This window comes from Schaalia georgiae DSM 6843, from assembly GCF_000429245.1.
In the GTDB taxonomy this organism is placed as follows: Bacteria; Actinomycetota; Actinomycetes; order Actinomycetales; family Actinomycetaceae; genus Pauljensenia; species Pauljensenia georgiae.
Genome location: NZ_AUBM01000009.1, coordinates 164,530 through 182,051 on the forward strand (window position 1 = coordinate 164,530; position 17,522 = coordinate 182,051).

The following is a 17,522-nucleotide window of genomic DNA, read 5'->3' on the forward strand; positions in this document are numbered from 1 at the left end:
AGTCCGCGGAACCCTCGGGTATGCCAATACGAGCACTCCTACTTGGAGCGGCGCGCTAGCGGCCCTGGATCTGTGTGAACACGCGCCCGATTGGTTCGCGGATGATGAGGTCGGCGCGCCCGTCATAGGGGGTGGGCGTCGCGTTCATGAGGACGAGGCGTCCACCCCGGTAGTAGTCGATGAGCCCGGCCGCCGGGTAGACCGCCAACGATGTCCCGCCCACGATCAGCATGTCCGCCCCCGCGATGGCCAGGACGGCCCCCTCCAGCGTCGCAGGGTCCAGCGCCTCGCCGTAGAACACGATGTCCGGGCGCACCACGGCGGAGCACGACGGGCAGTGGGGCACGCGCCCGGCCCGGACCTCGTCGAAGTCATCGATGGTGGAGCGCGCGCCGCACCCCGTGCACTCCAGCCTCGTCCAGTTCCCGTGGAGCTCGAACACCCGCTTCGAGCCCGCGGCCTGGTGGAGGCCGTCGATGTTCTGGGTGACCACCGCCTTCAGCTTCCCGGCGCGCTCGAGGTCGGCGAGGCAACGGTGGGCGGCGTTCGGGGCGACCCCCTCGCGGGCGGTCTCCTCGGCGAACCACGCGTAGTAGGCATCGGGGCAGGCGGAGAAGAAGTCTATGGACAGCACCCGCTCGAGGGGGATCTCGCGGTCCTGGTGGTAGAAGCCCGTCGCGCCCCGGAAGTCGGGGATCCCGGACTCCGTCGACACCCCCGCGCCTCCGAAGAACACGATATCGTGCGCCTCGGCGATCCATTGCGCCAGGGTGGACGCGTCGTCACCCATGATGACCCCCTTCGGACATGCTGCCGCCTACGGCAACGGTAGCACCGTCCGGGCGCGCCAGCGGCGCATCAGCTGTTCCCAGCTATCGCTTTCGCGATCTTGCCCGACCCCAGGACCACCATCATGAGGATCACCGGGGTCACGAGGATCGGAAGGTAGTTGCCCACCAGCCACGCCAGGGGGTCGTCCGAGCCGAGCGGGCTCACTTCCAGGAAGGAGCCGTTCTCGGCCTTGGAGGCCACGCTGATGATGCCTTTGTAGATGTGGATGCTGACGATGATGCACACGCCGTGTATGCACACTTCGACGTACTTCCTCAGGAAGGAAGTGCCGAAGGATTTGGTCTCGTCGTTGCCCAGGAAGGCGAAGGGCAGGGGGGAGAAGGCGGTGAGCATGTACAGTTCCGCGAAGCGCAGCAGCACGACGATCATGAGCGTCGCCTTGGCTGCCAGGGTGACCAGGAAGGGGATGAGGAGGAAGATGAGCATGCCCACCTGGTCCACCGACGAGGCCTTGTCGATGCTCGCGTGGAAGGCGTCGACCGCTGCTCTGTTCTCGTTCACGGAAACGCCCGTGCCCTCTGGGTCTACATGTGAGTCGTCCATCACGCCGGTGATGAGGGCGCGGATGGCGTTGAGCAGGATGCCCGAGTTCTTCACGGCCATCACCAGGATGATGTACTTGAAGATCACGGCGGCGATGAGTTTCACGCCCGTCTGGTGGTCGGCTTCGATGTGGGATGCCTTCCGGTTGAGCTCCACCATCATCACGATCGCGAGGACTGTGAGGGCGACGGGCATCACCGCAAAAGTTGCGATATCAGACACTACTTTGCTGGTGCCGTTACTAAAGTCCAATATGTCTTTAGTCACACTTTCGACTGATGATGCATAGCCGTTGAAGAGGAACTCGACCAGCTTCTTGAGCGCGTCTTTCATGGTGCGTCACTGGGCCCGCTGATTCGACGGGTTGGCGGGCGCCCCGTTCTGAGACGGCGCCTGGGTGGCCCCCGTGCCCCCGGGGTTCCCCGTGCCCTCCGTCGGCTCGCTGATCTGGGTCGGCGGCAGGTACGCGCTGTCAGTGCTGGTGATCTGGTGGCGCGTGTTGTCGCCCCACGCCCACACGCCGCGCGTCGCGCGGACGAAGGTCGTGAAGTTCGACGCCTCGATGCCCGTGATCTCGAGGCCGTCGAGGCCCTCCACCTTCGTCGGGGACAGGTACGTGTCGTCGCTGTCCTTGACCTGGTGGGCGGTGTTCACCCCCCAGCACCACACGCCCTGGTCCGTGAGTGCGCAGGCGTGGGCCCTGCCCGCCGCGATGTCCTTGATGGCGCCGCCAGGGACCCCCACGACCGCGCTGGGGGATGTGACCTCGCTGTTGCCGTGGCCGGTCTGGCTCCAGCGGTTGTCCCCCCAGCACCACACCTCCGACGAGGTCGCGGCGCAGGCGAAGTCGTCGCCGGCCACCAGGGAGCGCACCGCAGTGGGCAGTGAGAAGGTGAAAGTGCGCGCGGTCGCCAAGTCGGCCGTGCCGAGCTGGCCCATCGAGTTCTCGCCTGAGCACGTGACCTCCTTGTCCTCGGCGATGCACGAGAACGCCTGGCCGCCGGCTGTGAGGACGGCGCCGCCAGCCGTGGTCCCCGCGCTGCTCGAGGCCTTCGTCGCCGAAGTCCCCGACATCGCGGCGCTCTGCTGGGCGCCCGACGCGGGTCCGACCTCGCCCCCCGCAGTGGGGTCCGTCGCGGGCTTCTGGTTCCTCACCAGCTGGAACACGAGCAGGCCCAGGCACAGGATGATCACCACGACCCCCGCGATGATCGCGGGGAGGGGGACCGAGGAGCTCAGCGTTCCCCCGGTCGAGGTGGGGGCCACGAAGCCCTGCTTCTTCTTCGGCGCCTTGCGCGGGGGAGGGGGCGCGGAGCCGTCGATGACCGGGTTGCGGGGGGGTTTGCGCTTGCGCGAGAAGATGCCGCGCGACCGGCTCCCCTCGACCAGCTCGGCGGGTGGGGCGGGCGGGTCGGGGATCTCCGCGAAGTTCTGGACGCCCCTGGCGAACAGACACCAGTCGCGCAGCTGGAGCCACGACGATCCGTGGGACTCCAGGTCGTCGAAGAACGCGTAGCTCCACAGGCTACGGTTACAGGCGAGTTCGTAGAGCTCGACGACGGTCACGCGGGGGTCAATGGACATTGGGGATTCTCCTCATAGCGGACTTCATAGCAGAACGGGCGCGGGGTGCGCGGGGGCGTCACAAGAAGCGGCGGACGTTGCGCACACCGGGGAAGATGGGCTCGATATTGATGCCGCTCTCCGGTGAGTCCGCGCTCACCATCTGGCCGCCGCCCAGTGCGATGGCCGTGTGCCAACTGCCGTCCCCCCAGTCCCAGAAGATCAGATCCCCGGGCTGCATCTGGTCGTAGGGGACATCGACGCCGCCGGGCGCGGTGGACTGCTCCCTGGCCGTGCGGGGCAGGGACACGCCCAAGCGCGCCATGAACGCGCCCGTCAGGCCCGAGCAGTCCCAGGCCGTGGGGCCCTGGCTGCCCAGAACGTAGTGGTTCGTGTCGTCCATGGCGATGGACTTCGCCCACTCGAGCGCGTCTCCGAGCGAACCGCCCACAGGGGCGACGTCCTGCGCTGCCTGGTACTTGACCATGAGGGAGAGGATCTTCGAGACGTAGTTCTGGGTCTCGGCGTAGGGCGGGATCCCGCCGTTGCTGATCACCGCTCCGGGGCCGGCGTTGTAACCGGCCAGGGCGACCTCCTGGATGCTGCCCGCCACCGCGCCGGAGGCGACGTAGGGGTTGAGCGTCGCCACGATCGAGCACATGAAATGCCCCTGTGAGGGGATCGCGTCCGCGGGGTCCAGGGGATCGGCGCGCCCGTCGCCGTTGTAGTCCCCGCCCTGCGTCGCCCAGGTGCCCGGCATGAACTGGCTGATGCCCTGGGCTCCGACGGGCGAGGTCGCGTTCGGGTTCCACCCGGACTCCGCTTCGATCTGCGCGGCGATCAGGGGGGCCGTGATCTCGGGGCACATGGATCCCGCTTGGTTGACGTACTGGGCGTACTCGGGGGGCACGTTCGCAGCCACGCTTCTGCCCACGGTCCTCTCCTGCTGAGCGATCTCGATCCCCAGGGAGCCGAGGAAGGAGGACAGGAATGTGGCGAGGACCGTGACCATGCCCAGCAGGGACAGGTTCTTCGCCGCCATCAGCGCTGTGGCGACGAGGCTGCCGATCGCTTTCGACGCGACGACGATGAAATGCGAGACAGCCTGGGCGGCGTGCGCCGCAATGCTGGCGGCCTTGGTCCCGTTGATCGCCCCCAGCAGCATCATGGGCTTGGACGCCTTGATGGCTGCGGACATCTTGCCGGTCATCCCGCCCAGGGAGGACAGGGCGTCGCCCAGCCCGCGCGTTTTGAGCAGGAGGGACTTGGAGCCTCCGCTGACCAGCTTCCCGCCGACCATGCCCCCCTTGGCGGCAGTCGCCGCGCCCTTCTTGCCCACGACCAGAAGGTTGTCCCCGACAGCCCGTATCGACTCCTTGGGGATCAGGCTCGAGGCGTTGGAGCCAACCGCTCCGACCGGATCGGAGTGGATGGACGCGGCGTCGAACCCGTTCGCCTGGGCGGCGCCGACCTGGTGGGTGGCGCCGCGGGCGCCCTCGTGCAGGGCGGTCCCGCCGGTTGTTTGCGGAACGCCATGAGCGCCCTCGTGCAGGGCGGATCCCGACGATTGCGTGATCGAGGCGACGCGCGTTTTCAGCTCCGTCTTGGCGTACTTGATCGTCGGGCCGGCTTGCTGCTGGAACTTCATGGCGTTCTCCCCTCACCTGCTCATCGGTTGTCGGTACTGCTGGGCGTCGATCATCTCACCGGGCTTCGTCGAGAAGACCTTGTACATCCGTGTATCGACCGGGATCGAGTTGTCGAAGGGGATGACGACCTGGCCCATCTTCAGCAGGCCCTGTCCCGCGGGGACGTGGGAGTAGTAGCCGCGCTGCTCGTCCGAGAACTGGAAGAGCTCCTGCAGGGACTCCGCGTCGGTGGGCGTCTGGTTGAGCAGGGCCAGCATGTCGCAGTTGGCCAGCATCAGGCGCGCGCGCTCGGACATGAGCAGCTCCTCGATGTTCTGCGTGAGCCCCGTCGGGTTCAGGCCGTACTTGCGGGCCCGCTTGAAGATCGACTGGAAGTAGGCGGCCGCGTAGTCGTTGGAGAACAGCAGGTGGAACTCGTCGATGTACAGCCACGTGCGGATGCCCTTCGCGCGGTTCTTGATGACGCGGTTCCAGATCTGCTCGAGGATGATGAGCATGCCGAACGAGCGCAGCGACTGGCCGAGCTGGGAGATGTCGTAGATGACGAACCTGTTGGAGGTGTCGACGTTCGTCTGCTGCGAGAACCCTGAGAACGAGCCGGTCGAGTACAGCTCGAGGCTGGTCGCCAGCTGCGGCGCCTCGGCGTCGTCCTGCCGTCGGATCATGTCGGTCAACGTGGCCAGGGTGGGCATGGTCGCTCTGCGCTTGGAGAAGAAGGTGTTGTAGATCGCGGTGACGCAGCGGTCGATGATCGAGCGCTGCGAGGGCGACAGGCCCGTCGTGCCGCCGATCAGCAACTCGCACATCGACAGGACGAACTCGGACTTGAGGCGCACCAGGTCGCCCTCCGTCGAATCGCGCACGATGTCCATCGGGTTCACGCAGTGCTGGGAACCCGCGTGGATCTCCACCGTGGTCGCGCCCAGTTCGTACCCGACGGGCGCGTACTCCCGGTCGGGGTCGATAATGATGACCTCGTCCTCGGGGCGGTTGAGCAGGACCTGGTGGATCTCTGACTTCCCGTACATCGACTTGCCGGATCCGGAGGTGCCCAGGAAGAAGGCATTGCCGTTCATCAGTGTGGAGCGGGAGGCGAGGATCAGGTTCTTCGACAGGGCGTTCACCCCATAGCAGATGCCGTCCTCCTCGAAGAGCTCCTGGGAGGTGAAGGGGATCATGACCGCAGTGGTGCCGGTTGTCAGGGTGCGGAACAGGGGCAGCCTGCACCTGCCCAGTGGCAGGAAGGCGTTGAAGGCGGCCTCCTGCATGTAGCGGGCCGTCGAGAAGCGGCAGGACTGGCGGTTGCCCACCTGGATGACCCGCTCGCAACGGGAGTCGAGTTCCTCGATGCTGCTCGCCGCCACGCCCACCAGCAGGGTCGTGGTGAAGAGTTTCTGGTTCGACGTCTCCAACTCGTGGCGCAGGTCGACGCCCGCCTCGTAGGACGCCTCGAGCTCGTGGGGCATGAGGTCGTAGGGCAGGCCCTGCTTGGTGAGCTTGCGCGTCTCGTTGGCGCGCTGGATCGACATGTCGGCGAGGCGGCGCTTGACCAGGTCCAGGCCCTCGCCCTGGTCGATGGGGCTGATGTGCAGTGAGACGCCCAGGTTCATATTGAGGTCGGTGAGCTCTTTGATGAGCCTGTCCGAGAGCCAGGCGGGCAGCTCCTCCAGCCATAGGACCCGCAGGTAGGAGACCGCCTCGTTCTCGATCCGCACGTGGCGCGCGTTGGAGAAGTCGAAGACCGCCGGCGCAAGGAAGTCCTTCGACGACTTCCCCGGATCCACCAGCTGGGCGTAGTCGAAGTCGAAGCGCTCGCCGGGGCGCGTGAAGGAGTGGATGACGCGGGCGCGCGCCTGCCCAGTGACCACGTCCGCGGTGCAGCCGCCGACGCTGCGCAGGTGGCTGATGCTCTCGGTGGCGACGCGCATCAGGCGCGCCCGTCCGTCCGCGTAGTCCTCGGCTTCCACGGTGATCGTGAAGTACTTGTCGGTCACCGTGTTGTTCCTGCCGGTGGCAAGGCGGTCGTGGATGACCCGGTTGAACTCGCGGCGCAGGGCGTTGTGCGAGTCGGGCCGGTAGGGCATGAAGGCGGCCTCCTCGACCGTCTCCTGGTCCATGACCCTGTTGACGACGCTGACCTGCAGGTGGTGGGCGGAGTCGAAGCTGTTGAGGAACTTCGCGTACTGCTCGATGATCGATTCCTGCTGGTGGGGCGGGGCGATCACGTAGTTGACGTCGGACAGGCGGAGCGTGATGGAGAAGTGCTGGTCGTCGAGGACGCAGATCCCCGAGTCCATGAGCGCCTCGTAGTCGAGGACGTCCTGAGCACGCAGGATCTGGCGCCGCGAGACTTTCTTCTTCTTCTTCGGCTTGTCTGTTTCTTTCTTCGACTTAAACATACGAGTCACGCTCCACGGGCAGGCTGCCTTTGCGGCGGGATTTGGTCTTCTTGTGGTTCCGCTTGGCTTTGCGCGGAACCGGCCCGCCGTCTGCGGATGGCTGGACTTGGGAGATCATCCCGTACACGTACAACTGGCGGCTGCGCTGGTGGTTGATGATGTACCCGGCGTACTTCTCGAAGGGGAGGCCGCGCGGCCGGTACCAGCCCAGGGCCGCGAAGGGGATGATGATCGCGATCACTATGTACTGGCTCGTTTCGACGAAGTCCGCGAGGTAGCCGATGAAGACCGTCGCGAAACCGAGGATGGTCATGGCGGCAGCGCACGCGAGCTGCCGCCATGACATCCCCATGACCACTTTGGCCTGATACGCGGTGATTTCGCGTGGTACCTGGATCTCTATCGCCATGTGTGTCCTTGTGCGGGACCGGCGGTGGGGCGGCGCGTCCTCAGCGGCGCCCCACCGCGGGCCATTCGGTTAGTGGAGGCTGATCTGCCCGAACAACTGCGCAGCCGCGACGATCATGCCGCCGCCAACCAGCTGCCACACGCCGGACTGGATGCCGGGCCCGTTGTGGTCCTTGAGTCCGCCCGCCAGAACGACAACGCCCCAGATCGCCCACAGGCCACCACCGATGGTGGCGAACCTGACGAGCAGATGAAGAGCTTCGTTGACGACATTAGCGTCCATATTTCCTCCGGGGTGTTCGACTGGGCGGTTTCAGGCGCGGGAGCGCTTGCGGGCCCTGCGGCGCATGGCGATGAGCGCGAGACCGGTGGCGCCGAAGGCCGCCGAGGTGAGTGCGCTGGAACTCGCACCGGTCTGCGCGAGTTCGGAAGCGCTCGGGCGCTGGGTGTTCACGCTGGGTGCGGGCGCCTGCGCGGCCTCGGGGCCGGGGGCGCCGCCGGCCAAAGTCGAGACGTCGCCGATGCCGTTGGGCGCGGGCGGGAGGCCCGAGGGGACCTGTCCCGCGGGCAGTGGGGGCGTTCCACGGTCGGACGCCTTGTACCGGGGTCCGGGCTTGGACGGGGTGTGCCCGGGCGTCGGCGCGGGCGGGTTGGTCGGATTGGTACCGGGCGCCGGGGGCGTGGTGGGCCCCGGGTTGGGCGCGGTCGGCCCCGGGTTGGGGGTAGTCGGCCCGGGCGAGGGCTTGGCCGGGTCGTCCGGCGTGGGGACGCCGGGGCCGGGGGTCGGATCGGGGTTCCCGGGCGTCGGATCCGGGTTGCCCGGGGCCGGCGGCTGAGTGGGCCCGGGGTTCGGGTCGTCGGGCGTGGGCGGATCCTCCGGCGTGGGCGTAGGCGCCGGGGGCGTGGTGGGCCCCGGGTTGGGCGCGGGGATGTCGGGTTCGCCCGGCTCCGAGGGGCTGGGCGTCGGCGGCTTGGGGTCGGTGGGCCCGTCGGGCGCCGGTGGATTCTTGTCGTCGTTCAGTGCCCAGTGGATCTCCAGCATGGGCGCCGTGGGTGCGAGCACGCCGCGCGTCGTGTGGAGAGCCTGGGTGTGCCCGTCGCCGTTGATGGTTCCGGTGGTCGCGGGCTCGGCTTGGGCGCCACCCGAGTAGAGGGTGGGCACACCGATGGTGGCCGCGGCGGCCAGAGCGATGAATGTTCGCCTCATGACCCTTCCTTTCAAGAGTTGGCGGGATAGGTCGGCGCGAGAGCCGACGGGGACCAGCCGAGTCGATGGGTATTTTCCTCGCCCCCCATTGTGGTACCGATTGGCATCCAGGTCAAACAACGCTGACCGCATTGAAAGACGCCATCCGTTGGGATCGGCGGGGTGGGAGTGGGGCGTGTGGTGGATGTGCTCAAAGACCGCTGAAGTGGTCAGACGATATTGCATGGGGATGGCCGATGGGCTCCCGACCGGCTTCCAGCACGCGCACCCGGTAGTATTCTCCTGATCGGCCATGAGGCGGTGCGCTCCGAAGGGGCGCCGCGCTGACGGCGGGTGGCGGGCCCCTCCTCGCCGCGGAGGCGCCCACGAGCGGAAGGCGGACTCCAGTGGACAAGTCGCGCGTGCGGGCCCCAGTGGTCGTCGGCGCCCTGTGCCTTCTTGCCTGGGCCGTTGGCGACAAGATCAGCTACCAGGTGCGTTCCATCGTCCGGGGGGGCGGAACGGTGGGCGATGTGCTCGACGGCTTCTGGAAGGACCTGCCCGTCCTCACGCACTTCTCCTTCGACGGCCCCGACGTGCTCGCAGGTGTGATCACTTCCGCATTGATGCTCCTCGCCGTCGTCTACCGCATCGGGGCGCGCACCAACATCCGGGCCCACCAGGAGCACGGCTCCGCGCGGTGGGGCGGCCCCCGTGACATCCGGCCGATGGTGGACCCGGACCCCGCCCGGAACCTGCTGCTCACCCGCACCGAGTGCCTCAGCCTCGACACGCGCGCCACCCGGCGCAACCTCAACACGCTCGTCGTCGGGGCGTCGGGGACCGGCAAGACCAGCCGCTTCGTCGTCCCCAACCTGCTCCAGGCATCGACCTCCTACGTGGTCACCGACCCCGGCGGCCGTGTCAAGGCAGCGACCGAGGGCCACCTGCGCGCCAACGGGTACGAGATCCGGACCCTCGACCTGGTCAACCCCGCCGCCCACGGGGACTCCTTCAACCCCTTCGCCCACATCGACGCGGGCAACGCCGAGGTCGAGCTCCTGATCCTGGTCGATGCGCTCCTGGCGAACACCGCGCCCATGCCGGGGGCGCTCCACGACGCCCTCAGCGACAACGCTGAGCGCGCGCTCCTGGCCGCGCTGTGCGCACAGGCCTACGCCTCCGACCCCCACGGCGCCTCCCTCGGCGCGGTCGCGGACCTCCTCGCCCAGTTGGACGCCGCCGGCGGCGACGGGGGGGCCTTGTTCGCCGGAGGCGCCAACCCCGACCCCGGTGGCCCCGAATGGCTCCTCGCCGACGAGGCGGCCGTCCGCAGGGAGCAGATCCGTGAGTTCGCCCGCTCCCAGTACGCCGCCTACTCCCAGGGACCCGACTCCACCCGGCTGGCGGTCCGCGCCTCGCTGGGATCGCGGCTGGCCCCCCTGCGCATCGTGTCCATCCGGCGGGCCCTGTCCTCGGACACGATCGGCACGGAGCTGATCGGGCAGCGCAAGACCGCCGTGTTCCTGGTCGTCCCCGACTCGCACAGGTCCTTGGACTTCCTCGTCAGCCTGTTCTACGACCTCGTGGTCCGGGTCAACAGCGCCGCCGCCGACCGCAGTCCGGGCGGGCGCCTGCCCGTGCCCGTCCAGTGCTTCATGGACGACTTCGCCACAGTGGGCAGGATTCCCGGATTCGAGGCGAAACTGGGGGTCATGGGGAAACGGGGGATATCCGCCTGCGTCATAGTCCAGACCTACTCGCAGGGCAGGGCGCTCTACGGGGACGATTGGGAGGGCATCGTCGGCAACTGCGACTCCAAGCTCTTCATGGGCGGCGACGAGGAGACGACCCTGCGGTGGATCGTGGGCCGCCTGGGCAGGGAGACCATCGACACCGTGGACTCCGCCACCGTCAAGGGGTCGGTGGGCGCCTTCTCGCAGTCGTGGAGGCGCCTCGGGCGCGAACTGCTCACCGCCGACGAGCTCGCGGGGCTGGACCCCGGCCGCTGTGTCTTCGCCCTGCGGGGACTGCCGCCGTTCCTCTCGGACAAACTGCCCGCCCGGGAACCGTGAGCGCCGCGCGTGGAGGGGGGAACGGAGCAGCGCGCCGCCCGCCCGCACGCCCTAGACCACCAGGTCCGCGCGCGGGCGCGTGGAGGCGACCAGGCGGATGTTCGCCAGATCCACGGTGCGCACCCAGTGGGCGGCGGCCGCGCGGTCGCGCCCGAACGCCTCGTGGCGGGCGACCAAGCGCCGCAGCACCTCGTTCTCGGGCGTGTCCACGTAGACCAGGACATCGACTAGCCCGCGCACCTGCGACCAGCCCGGCAGGTCCAGGCCCAGGTAGTTGCCCTCCGTGACCGCCACGCCTTCGGGCGCGACCCGCAGTGACGCGGCGACCGGCTCGTGCAGTTCCCTGCGGTAGTCGGGCGCCAGCACCGTCGCCTCGGCGCGCTGGATCCTTTCCAGCAGCGCGACGAAACCCCCCACGTCGAATGTGTCGGGCGCCCCCTTGTGGTCGGCGATCCCCGCCTCGGCGAGCACCCGGTTCGACATGTGGAAGCCATCCATCGGCGCCATCCCGGCCAGCGGGATCCCCGCCTTGGGCAGCAGGTCCGCCACGAGCGCGGCCACCGTCGACTTGCCGGTCCCCGGTGGGCCCGTCAGCCCCAGGACGCGCACGCGCCCGCCGTTGCCGACGCGGTCGGCCACCTCCTCGACGACGCGGCGCGCGATCCGGGCCGAGGACTCCAACGAGGCGGAGTCCGGCGGAGACGGGAAATGCGGGACTCCCGAGGAGTCGCGGGCGGCGGGGGGAGTGCTGGCCATGGCGCCCGCCTCAGGGCTTGATGAGGGGCAGCGTCGACCACGGGAAGTTGATCCACTGGGAGGTGTGGCGCCACACGTAGTCGGGTTCGATAATGGACACCGGCTTCTTGTAGACCACCGCGCTGCGGGCATCGACCCGCACGGGGGCGCCGCCGTCCAGGGTGAGCCCGTGCTCGGCGATCAAGTCCATCACCATCTTCAGCGTCTTCCCCGAGTCGGCGACGTCGTCGACGACGAGCACGCGTTTGCCGTCCATCGCCGACACGTCCATGAGCGGGGGCAGCAGCACCGGCTCGGCCAGGGTTTGCCCGACGCTGGAGTAGAACTCCACGTTCATCGTCCCCATCGCCTTGACGTCCATGGCATAGGCGATCGCCCCGGCGGGGATGAGGCCGCCCCGGGCGATCGCGACGATCAGGTCGGGCACCCACCCGGAATCAGCGATCCGGGTGGCGAGCTCGCGCGACGCGTCCCCGAACCCCTGCCATGTGAGGACCTCGCGGTCGGGGGCGTCGGTTGCGTCTGGACTGGCGGAGGCCTCGGCCATGGTTCCTTCTTTCGCTCCAGGCGGTGTTGCGTTGATTTTAGCCGCCGGAACCGCCCGATGCGCACTCAGCGCCGGGAGCGTCGCACCCGCGCCAGCTCCCGGGCGTAGGCGCCGCCCGGCGAGGCGGGCGCCCCGTCGCGGGTCCACGTGAGGATGCGGTCCGCGTCGAACACCCGGGCGCACGCGCCGCACGAGGCGACCCTCCTGGGCGCGCGGAAAAGGCGGCGCTGCGCCCCGCACGCCGGGCAGGTCCCCACCCACGGGGCATCGGGGGCGGGAAGGGCGCCGGGCAGTGTCGCCGAGTCCGGTGCGCCGAGCGCCCTGGCCGCCTCCCGCCACCGCGCGCCGTGCCCCTCGCTGGGGCCCACCAGGGCGTGGGCGATCTCGTGGAGGACGACCGCCCTCACCGTGGCCTCGTCGTAGATGTCAGTGAGGGGCCCCGACAGGGAGATCGTGCGGGTGGCGTGAGTGCAGGAGCCCGCGCGCCGCTTGGCTCGGTCGAAGCGCAAACCCCACTGCCCCAGGCCCGCGTCGTCCATCAGGGCGCGCGCGAGGACGCGGGCCTCCTCGCGCCTCACGACCGCCCCCCGGGGCGCACGGCCGCCTCCGCGTCGGCGATGACCCCGAGCAGGCGCTTGAAGGACACCTTGTTCGGCGTGCCCAGTCTCTGTGCGAAGAGCGAGACCCGCAGTTCCTGGGCCATCCACTGCGCCTGCGAGAGCAGGCGGGCGGTTTCCGCGTCGTAGGGGCGCCTACCCGCTGCCTGGCGCGCCCGGTCCAGGCGCTTGGCCGCGTCCTCGAGGCGGTCCATGTCCGCCAGGTCGCGCTCCAGGGCCGGCGCGGACTGGGAGGCCCGGTCGATGCGAACGGCCCCAGCGCGCAAATAGCGCGCCAGGTGGGGCAGCGCCTCGAATGGGGTGTCGGCGAGGAAACCCGCGTGGACCAGGCGCCGCGTGTTCTCCCTTACGTCGTCGACGACCTCGCGCAACGAGGCCTGCGGGTGGGCGGCCACGGCGCCCTCGGCTTCGCTGTGGGCCTCCATGGCGCGCACGACGTGCCCGAGGATCTCGTGGACCCGGTCCTCGTGGCGCCCGCGGGCCGCTGCGACGAGGCACTCGAAGTCCTCAGGGCCGCGGACCGAGTCGGGCGCGCAGAGCTGGTCCACCAGGGACAGGGCGGAGGCCAGCTGCGCGTCCGCCACCAGGGCGTCCGTCCCCCTGTAGGGGGAGGCGGCCAGCATCAGCGCCTCGCGGCCGGTCCACCGCGTGGTGACGCGGGCCGTCGCCAACCGCACCCGCTGGAGCAGCAGGCGGGCAAGGCCGAGGCGGTGCTCCCTGGCGGCCTCGGCGGCGTTGGCCATGACGCGGACGCCCGCGCGGGGGTCGTCGGCGCTGCCCTGGGGCACCAGGGCGGGGAAGGCCCTCAGGGACAGGCCGTCCGCCCGGGAGACCACCGCGCGCGGGAGCGCGGGCATCGCAGTGATGGAGTCCTCGTTGAGGGCGCTCAGCGCCGCGGCGTCCGCCCCGCCCCCGGCGCGGGAGGGGGAGGCGCCGGCGGATGCGTCCCTTCGCCCGTCGGCCCGGGCGCCGGTGGTCCCGGCCGTTCGTCCGTCTGCCCCGGTTCCCCGGCCCCTGGCGGATCCGCTCTTCTTCCTGCTTCCTGCGGCTCTTCCTGTGCCCTCCGCTGCCTTCCCCCTGCGGTTGCGGCCGGCCTGCGCGTCCTCCATCGCCTGGGCGATGGCGCCGCGGACGGCGCGGCGCACGGCCTGGTCGGCGGCCCCGGCCAGCGAGTGCTGCAGGTGGGCGAGGTCCTTCCCCGCCCCGAGCTCGCGCCCCCGGGAGTCGACGACGACGAAAGTCATCCGAAGGTGGTCGGGCAGGTGCTCGGCGGCGTGGGCGAGGTCCGCCTCGGACAGGTCCACACCCCGCAATTCGCGCACGGCGGAGGCGAAGGCGGTCGCGAAAGGGGGGCGCCGGGGCGCGGCGCCCGTCGTCGGCGCCTGGTTGCCAGCCGGGGGCGTCCCCCCAGGGGCGCCCTGGGCAGGCGTGGTCGCAGCCTCCTGGGGGTCCGCAGTGGCGGGCCCCCGAGGGCGGTCGGCGCGCGCCGCGCCCCGGGCGCTCTCCCTGCCCTTGGCCCCGGAGCGGGGGCGGTCGGTGCGCGCCGTGCCCGTCGACGCCCCCCACCGGGCCAGACGGTCCATCGCCGCGGACAGGGAAGCGGGGTCTTCGCGGTCATCGGCGCGGGTGGGGGCGGTCCGGTCGCGAGCCGGGGCTGCACCCGATGGATTGTCCGCCAACCATTGTGCGATGCGGGAGGCGGCTTCGGGCGCGGGGGCCAGCAGGCGCCGCTTCGCCTTGGGAAGGGCGCGGATCGTCCCTGTGATCAGCTCCTCCACCATCCCCGGCACCAGCCAGTCCGCGCCCTCATCGCTCACGCGGGCCAGAGCCTCGACCGGTACGCGCACGCTCACCCCGTCCCGCGGGGACCCGGGCGAGAACTCGTAGGACACGGGCAGGCGCACCCCTCCGCCCACCCAGTGGTCGGGGAAGCCGTCCCCCTCGCCCGCTCCGCGCGGCAGCAGCAGGGCGCGCGGGTAGGTGAGCAGGTCCGGGCGCGAGCGGCGAGCCCCCTTCCACCAGCGGTTGAAGTGGGCGGCCGACACGACGTCCTCGGGGACCAGGTCGTCGAAGAAGGCGAAGCGCGCCTCCTCGTCTGCCACGAGCCCGTGGGTGCGGCTGCGCCGCTCCACCTCCCTGGCCTGCTCCACCAGTTCCTCGTTGGCGCGCTGGAAGGCGTGGCGCTCGCGCCACTCCCCCTCCACCAGCGCGTGGCGGATGAACATCTCCCGCGCCAAAGCCCTCGCCGTCAGGGGCCCCGCGCCCAGCGCCCCAGCTCCCGGCGCCGCGCCCAGCAGCCCCGACGAGGACGCCCCCGCCTCGTCGATCACCGTGTCGCCAAGCCCGCCCAGCAGCACCGGGCGGTCCGCCGACAGGGTGAGGCCGTAGAGCAGGACCTTCTCCTTGACCATCGCCGCGCCCTTGGACGAGGACCAGTAGGGCTCGGAGTGGACGCGTTTGACCAGGGCGCCGGCGGCGGGCCCGACCCACTCGGGGCGGATGCGCGCCACCGTGCGGGCGAAGAGGCGCGAGGTCTCCACCAGCTCCGCGGCCATCACCCACGCCGGGCGCCCGCCCACGCCCGAACCCGGCCAGATCGTGAAATGGGTGCCCCGCGCGCCCTCGTAATCGCGTTTCGACTCGTCCCAACTGCCCAGGTTGGACAGCAGGCCCACCAGCAGCGAGCGGTGGATCTGGTCCGCGTCCACCGTCGCCGTGCCCTGCGTGAAGGCCACGACAGCGCGCGCCGCCGCGTCTGCGGCGCCCCCCGAGGCCGCCGCCTCGACGACATCGCGGTGCGGGGGCTCCCCCACAGGGCCGGCGCTGATGCCCAGGGGGCGGGCCATCTGGCGCAACTGGTTCACCACGTCGCGCCACTCGCGGAAACGCAGGTAGTGGAGGAACTCGGCGCGGCACAAGCGCCTGAACGCGGACCCCGACAGGTCCCGCGCCTGCACGTTGAGGTAGCGCCACAGGTTCACGTAGGTGATGAAGTCCGAATGGGGGTCCGCCAGGCGCGCGTGGGCGGCGTCGGCCGCCGCCTGGTGCTCGGTGGGGCGCTCGCGCACGTCCTGGATGGACAGGGCCGCCACGATGACGAGCACCTCCGAGGCGCACCCGTTCGCGTCCGCCTCCAGCAGCATCCTGCCCAGGCGCGGGTCGATCGGCAGCCGCGCCAGATCGCGGCCGATGCGGGTGAGACGGTGCCCGGCCCTCCCGGAGCCCGCGTTGGAGGGGCCGTCCGGGGCCAGGGCGCCGATCTCGACCAGCAGGTTCACGCCGTCGCGCACCGCCCGCCGCTCGGGCGCGTCCACGAAGGGGAAGTCCTCGACCGGCCCCAGGCCCAGCGACGCCATCTGCAGGATCACGCTGGCCAGGGACGTGCGCAGGATCTCCGGCTCCGTGAAACGGGGGCGCGCCTCGTAGTCCCGCTGGGAGTACAGGCGGATCGCGATCCCGTCAGCCACGCGCCCGCACCGGCCCGCCCTCTGGTTCGCGCTCGCCTGGCTGACCGGCTCGATCGGCAGACGCTGCACCTTCGTCCGGTTCGAGTAGCGGGAGATGCGCGCCAGGCCCGGGTCCACCACGTAGCGGATGCCCGGGACGGTCAACGAGGTCTCCGCGACGTTCGTCGCCAGGACCACCCGGCGCAGGCGGTGCGGCTCGAACACCCGGTGCTGCTCGGCGGCGGTCAGGCGCGCGTAGAGGGGCAGGATCTCGATGGAACCCGGCAGCGCGCCCCTGTCCTCGCCCGCGCGCACCCCGCGCGCGCCCAAGTGGTCCAAGAGCGCCGACTCGGTGTCCCGGATGTCGCGTTCGCCCGGCAGGAAAACCAGGATGTCGCCGTCGCCCTCCGCGCTCAACTCGTCCACCGCGTGGCAGATCGCCGTCTCCACGTCGATGTCCTCGCCCAGGCCGTAGCCCAGTGTCGGCAGGTCGTCGTCTGGGTCCTCCAGGACCAGTTGCTCGAAAGCCCCCGCCCCGTCGGCGCCGTCCGGCGCGGCCCCGCTTCCCCCGCTTCCCGGGCCGGTGCCGGCTCCCGCCCCGTCGGCCCCGTCCAGCGCGGAGGAGTGCGACGGAGCCAGGTCCGCGGCCAGGGGGCGGTAGCGGATCTCCACGGGGAAAGTGCGCCCCGACACCTCGATGACGGGTGCGGGCTCGATGGGGCGCCCCCTGCCCACGGGGCCGTCCCACCGGCCGAAGTGCTCGGCGAAACGCGCCGAATCGATCGTCGCCGACGTGATAATGACCTTCAGGTCCGGGCGGGCGGGCAGAAGGCGCGCCAGGTACCCCAGGATGAAGTCGATGTTGAGACTGCGCTCGTGGGCCTCGTCGATGATGAGCGTGTCGTAGCGCTCCAGCATCGGATCCGACTGGATCTCCGCCAGTAGGATGCCGTCGGTCATCAGCTTGACCAGTGTGGTGGGGCCCACCTCGTCGGTGAAACGCACCTGGTAGCCGACCACCTGTCCCGGAGCACGGCCCACGGTCTGCCCCAGTTCGGCGGCGATGCGGTCGGCCACGGAACGGGCCGCGAGGCGCCTGGGCTGGGTGTGCCCGATCATCCCCGTCACGCCGCGCCCCAACTGCAAGCAGATCTTCGGCAGCTGCGTCGTCTTTCCCGAGCCCGTCTCGCCCGACACGATCACCACCTGGTGGTCCCGGATCGCCTCGGCGATCTCGTCACGGCGCGCGGACACCGGCAGATCCGGGAAAACCACCACCGGGATCGCGGCGGCGCGCTGGGCCAGTTGCTGGGGGGTGAAGGGCCTGTGGACGTGGGCGCGCTCGCGGCGGGCGCCGGACCGGCCCCTCCGGCGCCCCTTCGCCCCCCGGGCGGGTTCTGGGCGGGCGGGGGTCCTGTTGTCGTGTTCACCGGGCATGATGCGCCCAGTGTAACGAGTACCGGCGGTGGCGCCCGCGCCCG

Annotated in this window: 13 protein-coding genes; 1 reads left to right on the forward strand and 12 read right to left on the reverse strand. The window is 70.3% G+C overall.

The genetic code is table 11. From position 1 onward, the window contains the following. Positions 1-55 precede the first annotated feature (55 nt). From G447_RS0105265 to G447_RS0105300, 8 genes are all read right to left on the reverse strand, one after another. Complete coding sequence (locus tag G447_RS0105265; RefSeq protein WP_026430311.1) at positions 56-790, reverse strand: NAD-dependent protein deacylase; 735 nt, start codon at positions 788-790, stop codon at positions 56-58. 68 nt (positions 791-858) lie between these two features. Then, positions 859-1,728, reverse strand: coding sequence for a VirB6/TrbL-like conjugal transfer protein, CD1112 family (locus tag G447_RS0105270; protein WP_026430312.1), 870 nt, complete (start codon positions 1,726-1,728; stop codon positions 859-861). A gap of 6 nt (positions 1,729-1,734) precedes the next feature. Further along, complete coding sequence (locus G447_RS0105275) at positions 1,735-2,979, reverse strand: RCC1 domain-containing protein (RefSeq protein WP_005867702.1); 1,245 nt, start codon at positions 2,977-2,979, stop codon at positions 1,735-1,737. 58 nt (positions 2,980-3,037) lie between these two features. Continuing rightward, positions 3,038-4,606, reverse strand: a complete 1,569-nt coding sequence (locus tag G447_RS0105280; RefSeq protein WP_026430313.1) for a C40 family peptidase — start codon at positions 4,604-4,606, stop codon at positions 3,038-3,040. 12 nt (positions 4,607-4,618) lie between these two features. Beyond that, on the reverse strand, positions 4,619-7,006 hold the full coding sequence (locus tag G447_RS0105285) for a VirB4-like conjugal transfer ATPase, CD1110 family (protein WP_005867686.1): 2,388 nt from the start codon (positions 7,004-7,006) through the stop codon (positions 4,619-4,621). After that, on the reverse strand, positions 6,999-7,415 hold the full coding sequence (locus G447_RS0105290) for a PrgI family protein (RefSeq protein WP_005867688.1): 417 nt from the start codon (positions 7,413-7,415) through the stop codon (positions 6,999-7,001). Before G447_RS0105290 ends, G447_RS0105285 begins: the two co-directional genes overlap by 8 nt. 69 nt (positions 7,416-7,484) lie before the next feature. Further along, a complete protein-coding gene (locus G447_RS0105295; protein ID WP_005867694.1) occupies positions 7,485-7,697 on the reverse strand; it encodes a hypothetical protein in 213 nt (70 codons plus the stop codon). A gap of 30 nt (positions 7,698-7,727) precedes the next feature. Then, on the reverse strand, positions 7,728-8,621 hold the full coding sequence (locus G447_RS0105300; RefSeq protein ID WP_026430314.1) for a hypothetical protein: 894 nt from the start codon (positions 8,619-8,621) through the stop codon (positions 7,728-7,730). Positions 8,622-9,007: 386 nt separating this feature from the next. On the opposite strand from G447_RS0105300, the gene G447_RS0105305 reads away from it, so the two are divergent. After that, a complete protein-coding gene (locus tag G447_RS0105305) occupies positions 9,008-10,675 on the forward strand; it encodes a VirD4-like conjugal transfer protein, CD1115 family (RefSeq protein ID WP_026430315.1) in 1,668 nt (555 codons plus the stop codon). A gap of 51 nt (positions 10,676-10,726) precedes the next feature. Here G447_RS0105305 and G447_RS0105310 read toward each other — a convergent pair whose 3' ends face one another. The 4 genes from G447_RS0105310 to G447_RS11135 all read right to left on the reverse strand — a co-directional run bounded on the left by G447_RS0105310 (position 10,727) and on the right by G447_RS11135 (position 17,478). After that, positions 10,727-11,431 carry a nucleoside/nucleotide kinase family protein gene (locus tag G447_RS0105310; RefSeq protein ID WP_026430316.1) on the reverse strand — a complete coding sequence of 235 codons (705 nt, stop codon included), beginning with the start codon at positions 11,429-11,431 and terminating at the stop codon, positions 10,727-10,729. A 10-nt stretch (positions 11,432-11,441) separates the two neighbouring features. After that, positions 11,442-11,978 (reverse strand): phosphoribosyltransferase, encoded by a 537-nt coding sequence (locus G447_RS0105315; RefSeq protein WP_005867705.1) that lies wholly within the window; start codon positions 11,976-11,978, stop codon positions 11,442-11,444. A 65-nt stretch (positions 11,979-12,043) separates the two neighbouring features. Continuing rightward, positions 12,044-12,556 (reverse strand): SprT-like domain-containing protein, encoded by a 513-nt coding sequence (locus G447_RS0105320; RefSeq protein WP_026430317.1) that lies wholly within the window; start codon positions 12,554-12,556, stop codon positions 12,044-12,046. After that, positions 12,553-17,478: a DUF3418 domain-containing protein gene (locus tag G447_RS11135; RefSeq protein WP_081697866.1), complete on the reverse strand. Its 4,926-nt coding sequence runs from the start codon at positions 17,476-17,478 to the stop codon at positions 12,553-12,555. The genes G447_RS0105320 and G447_RS11135 overlap by 4 nt, the downstream gene beginning before the upstream one ends. Positions 17,479-17,522: the final 44 nt, after the last annotated feature.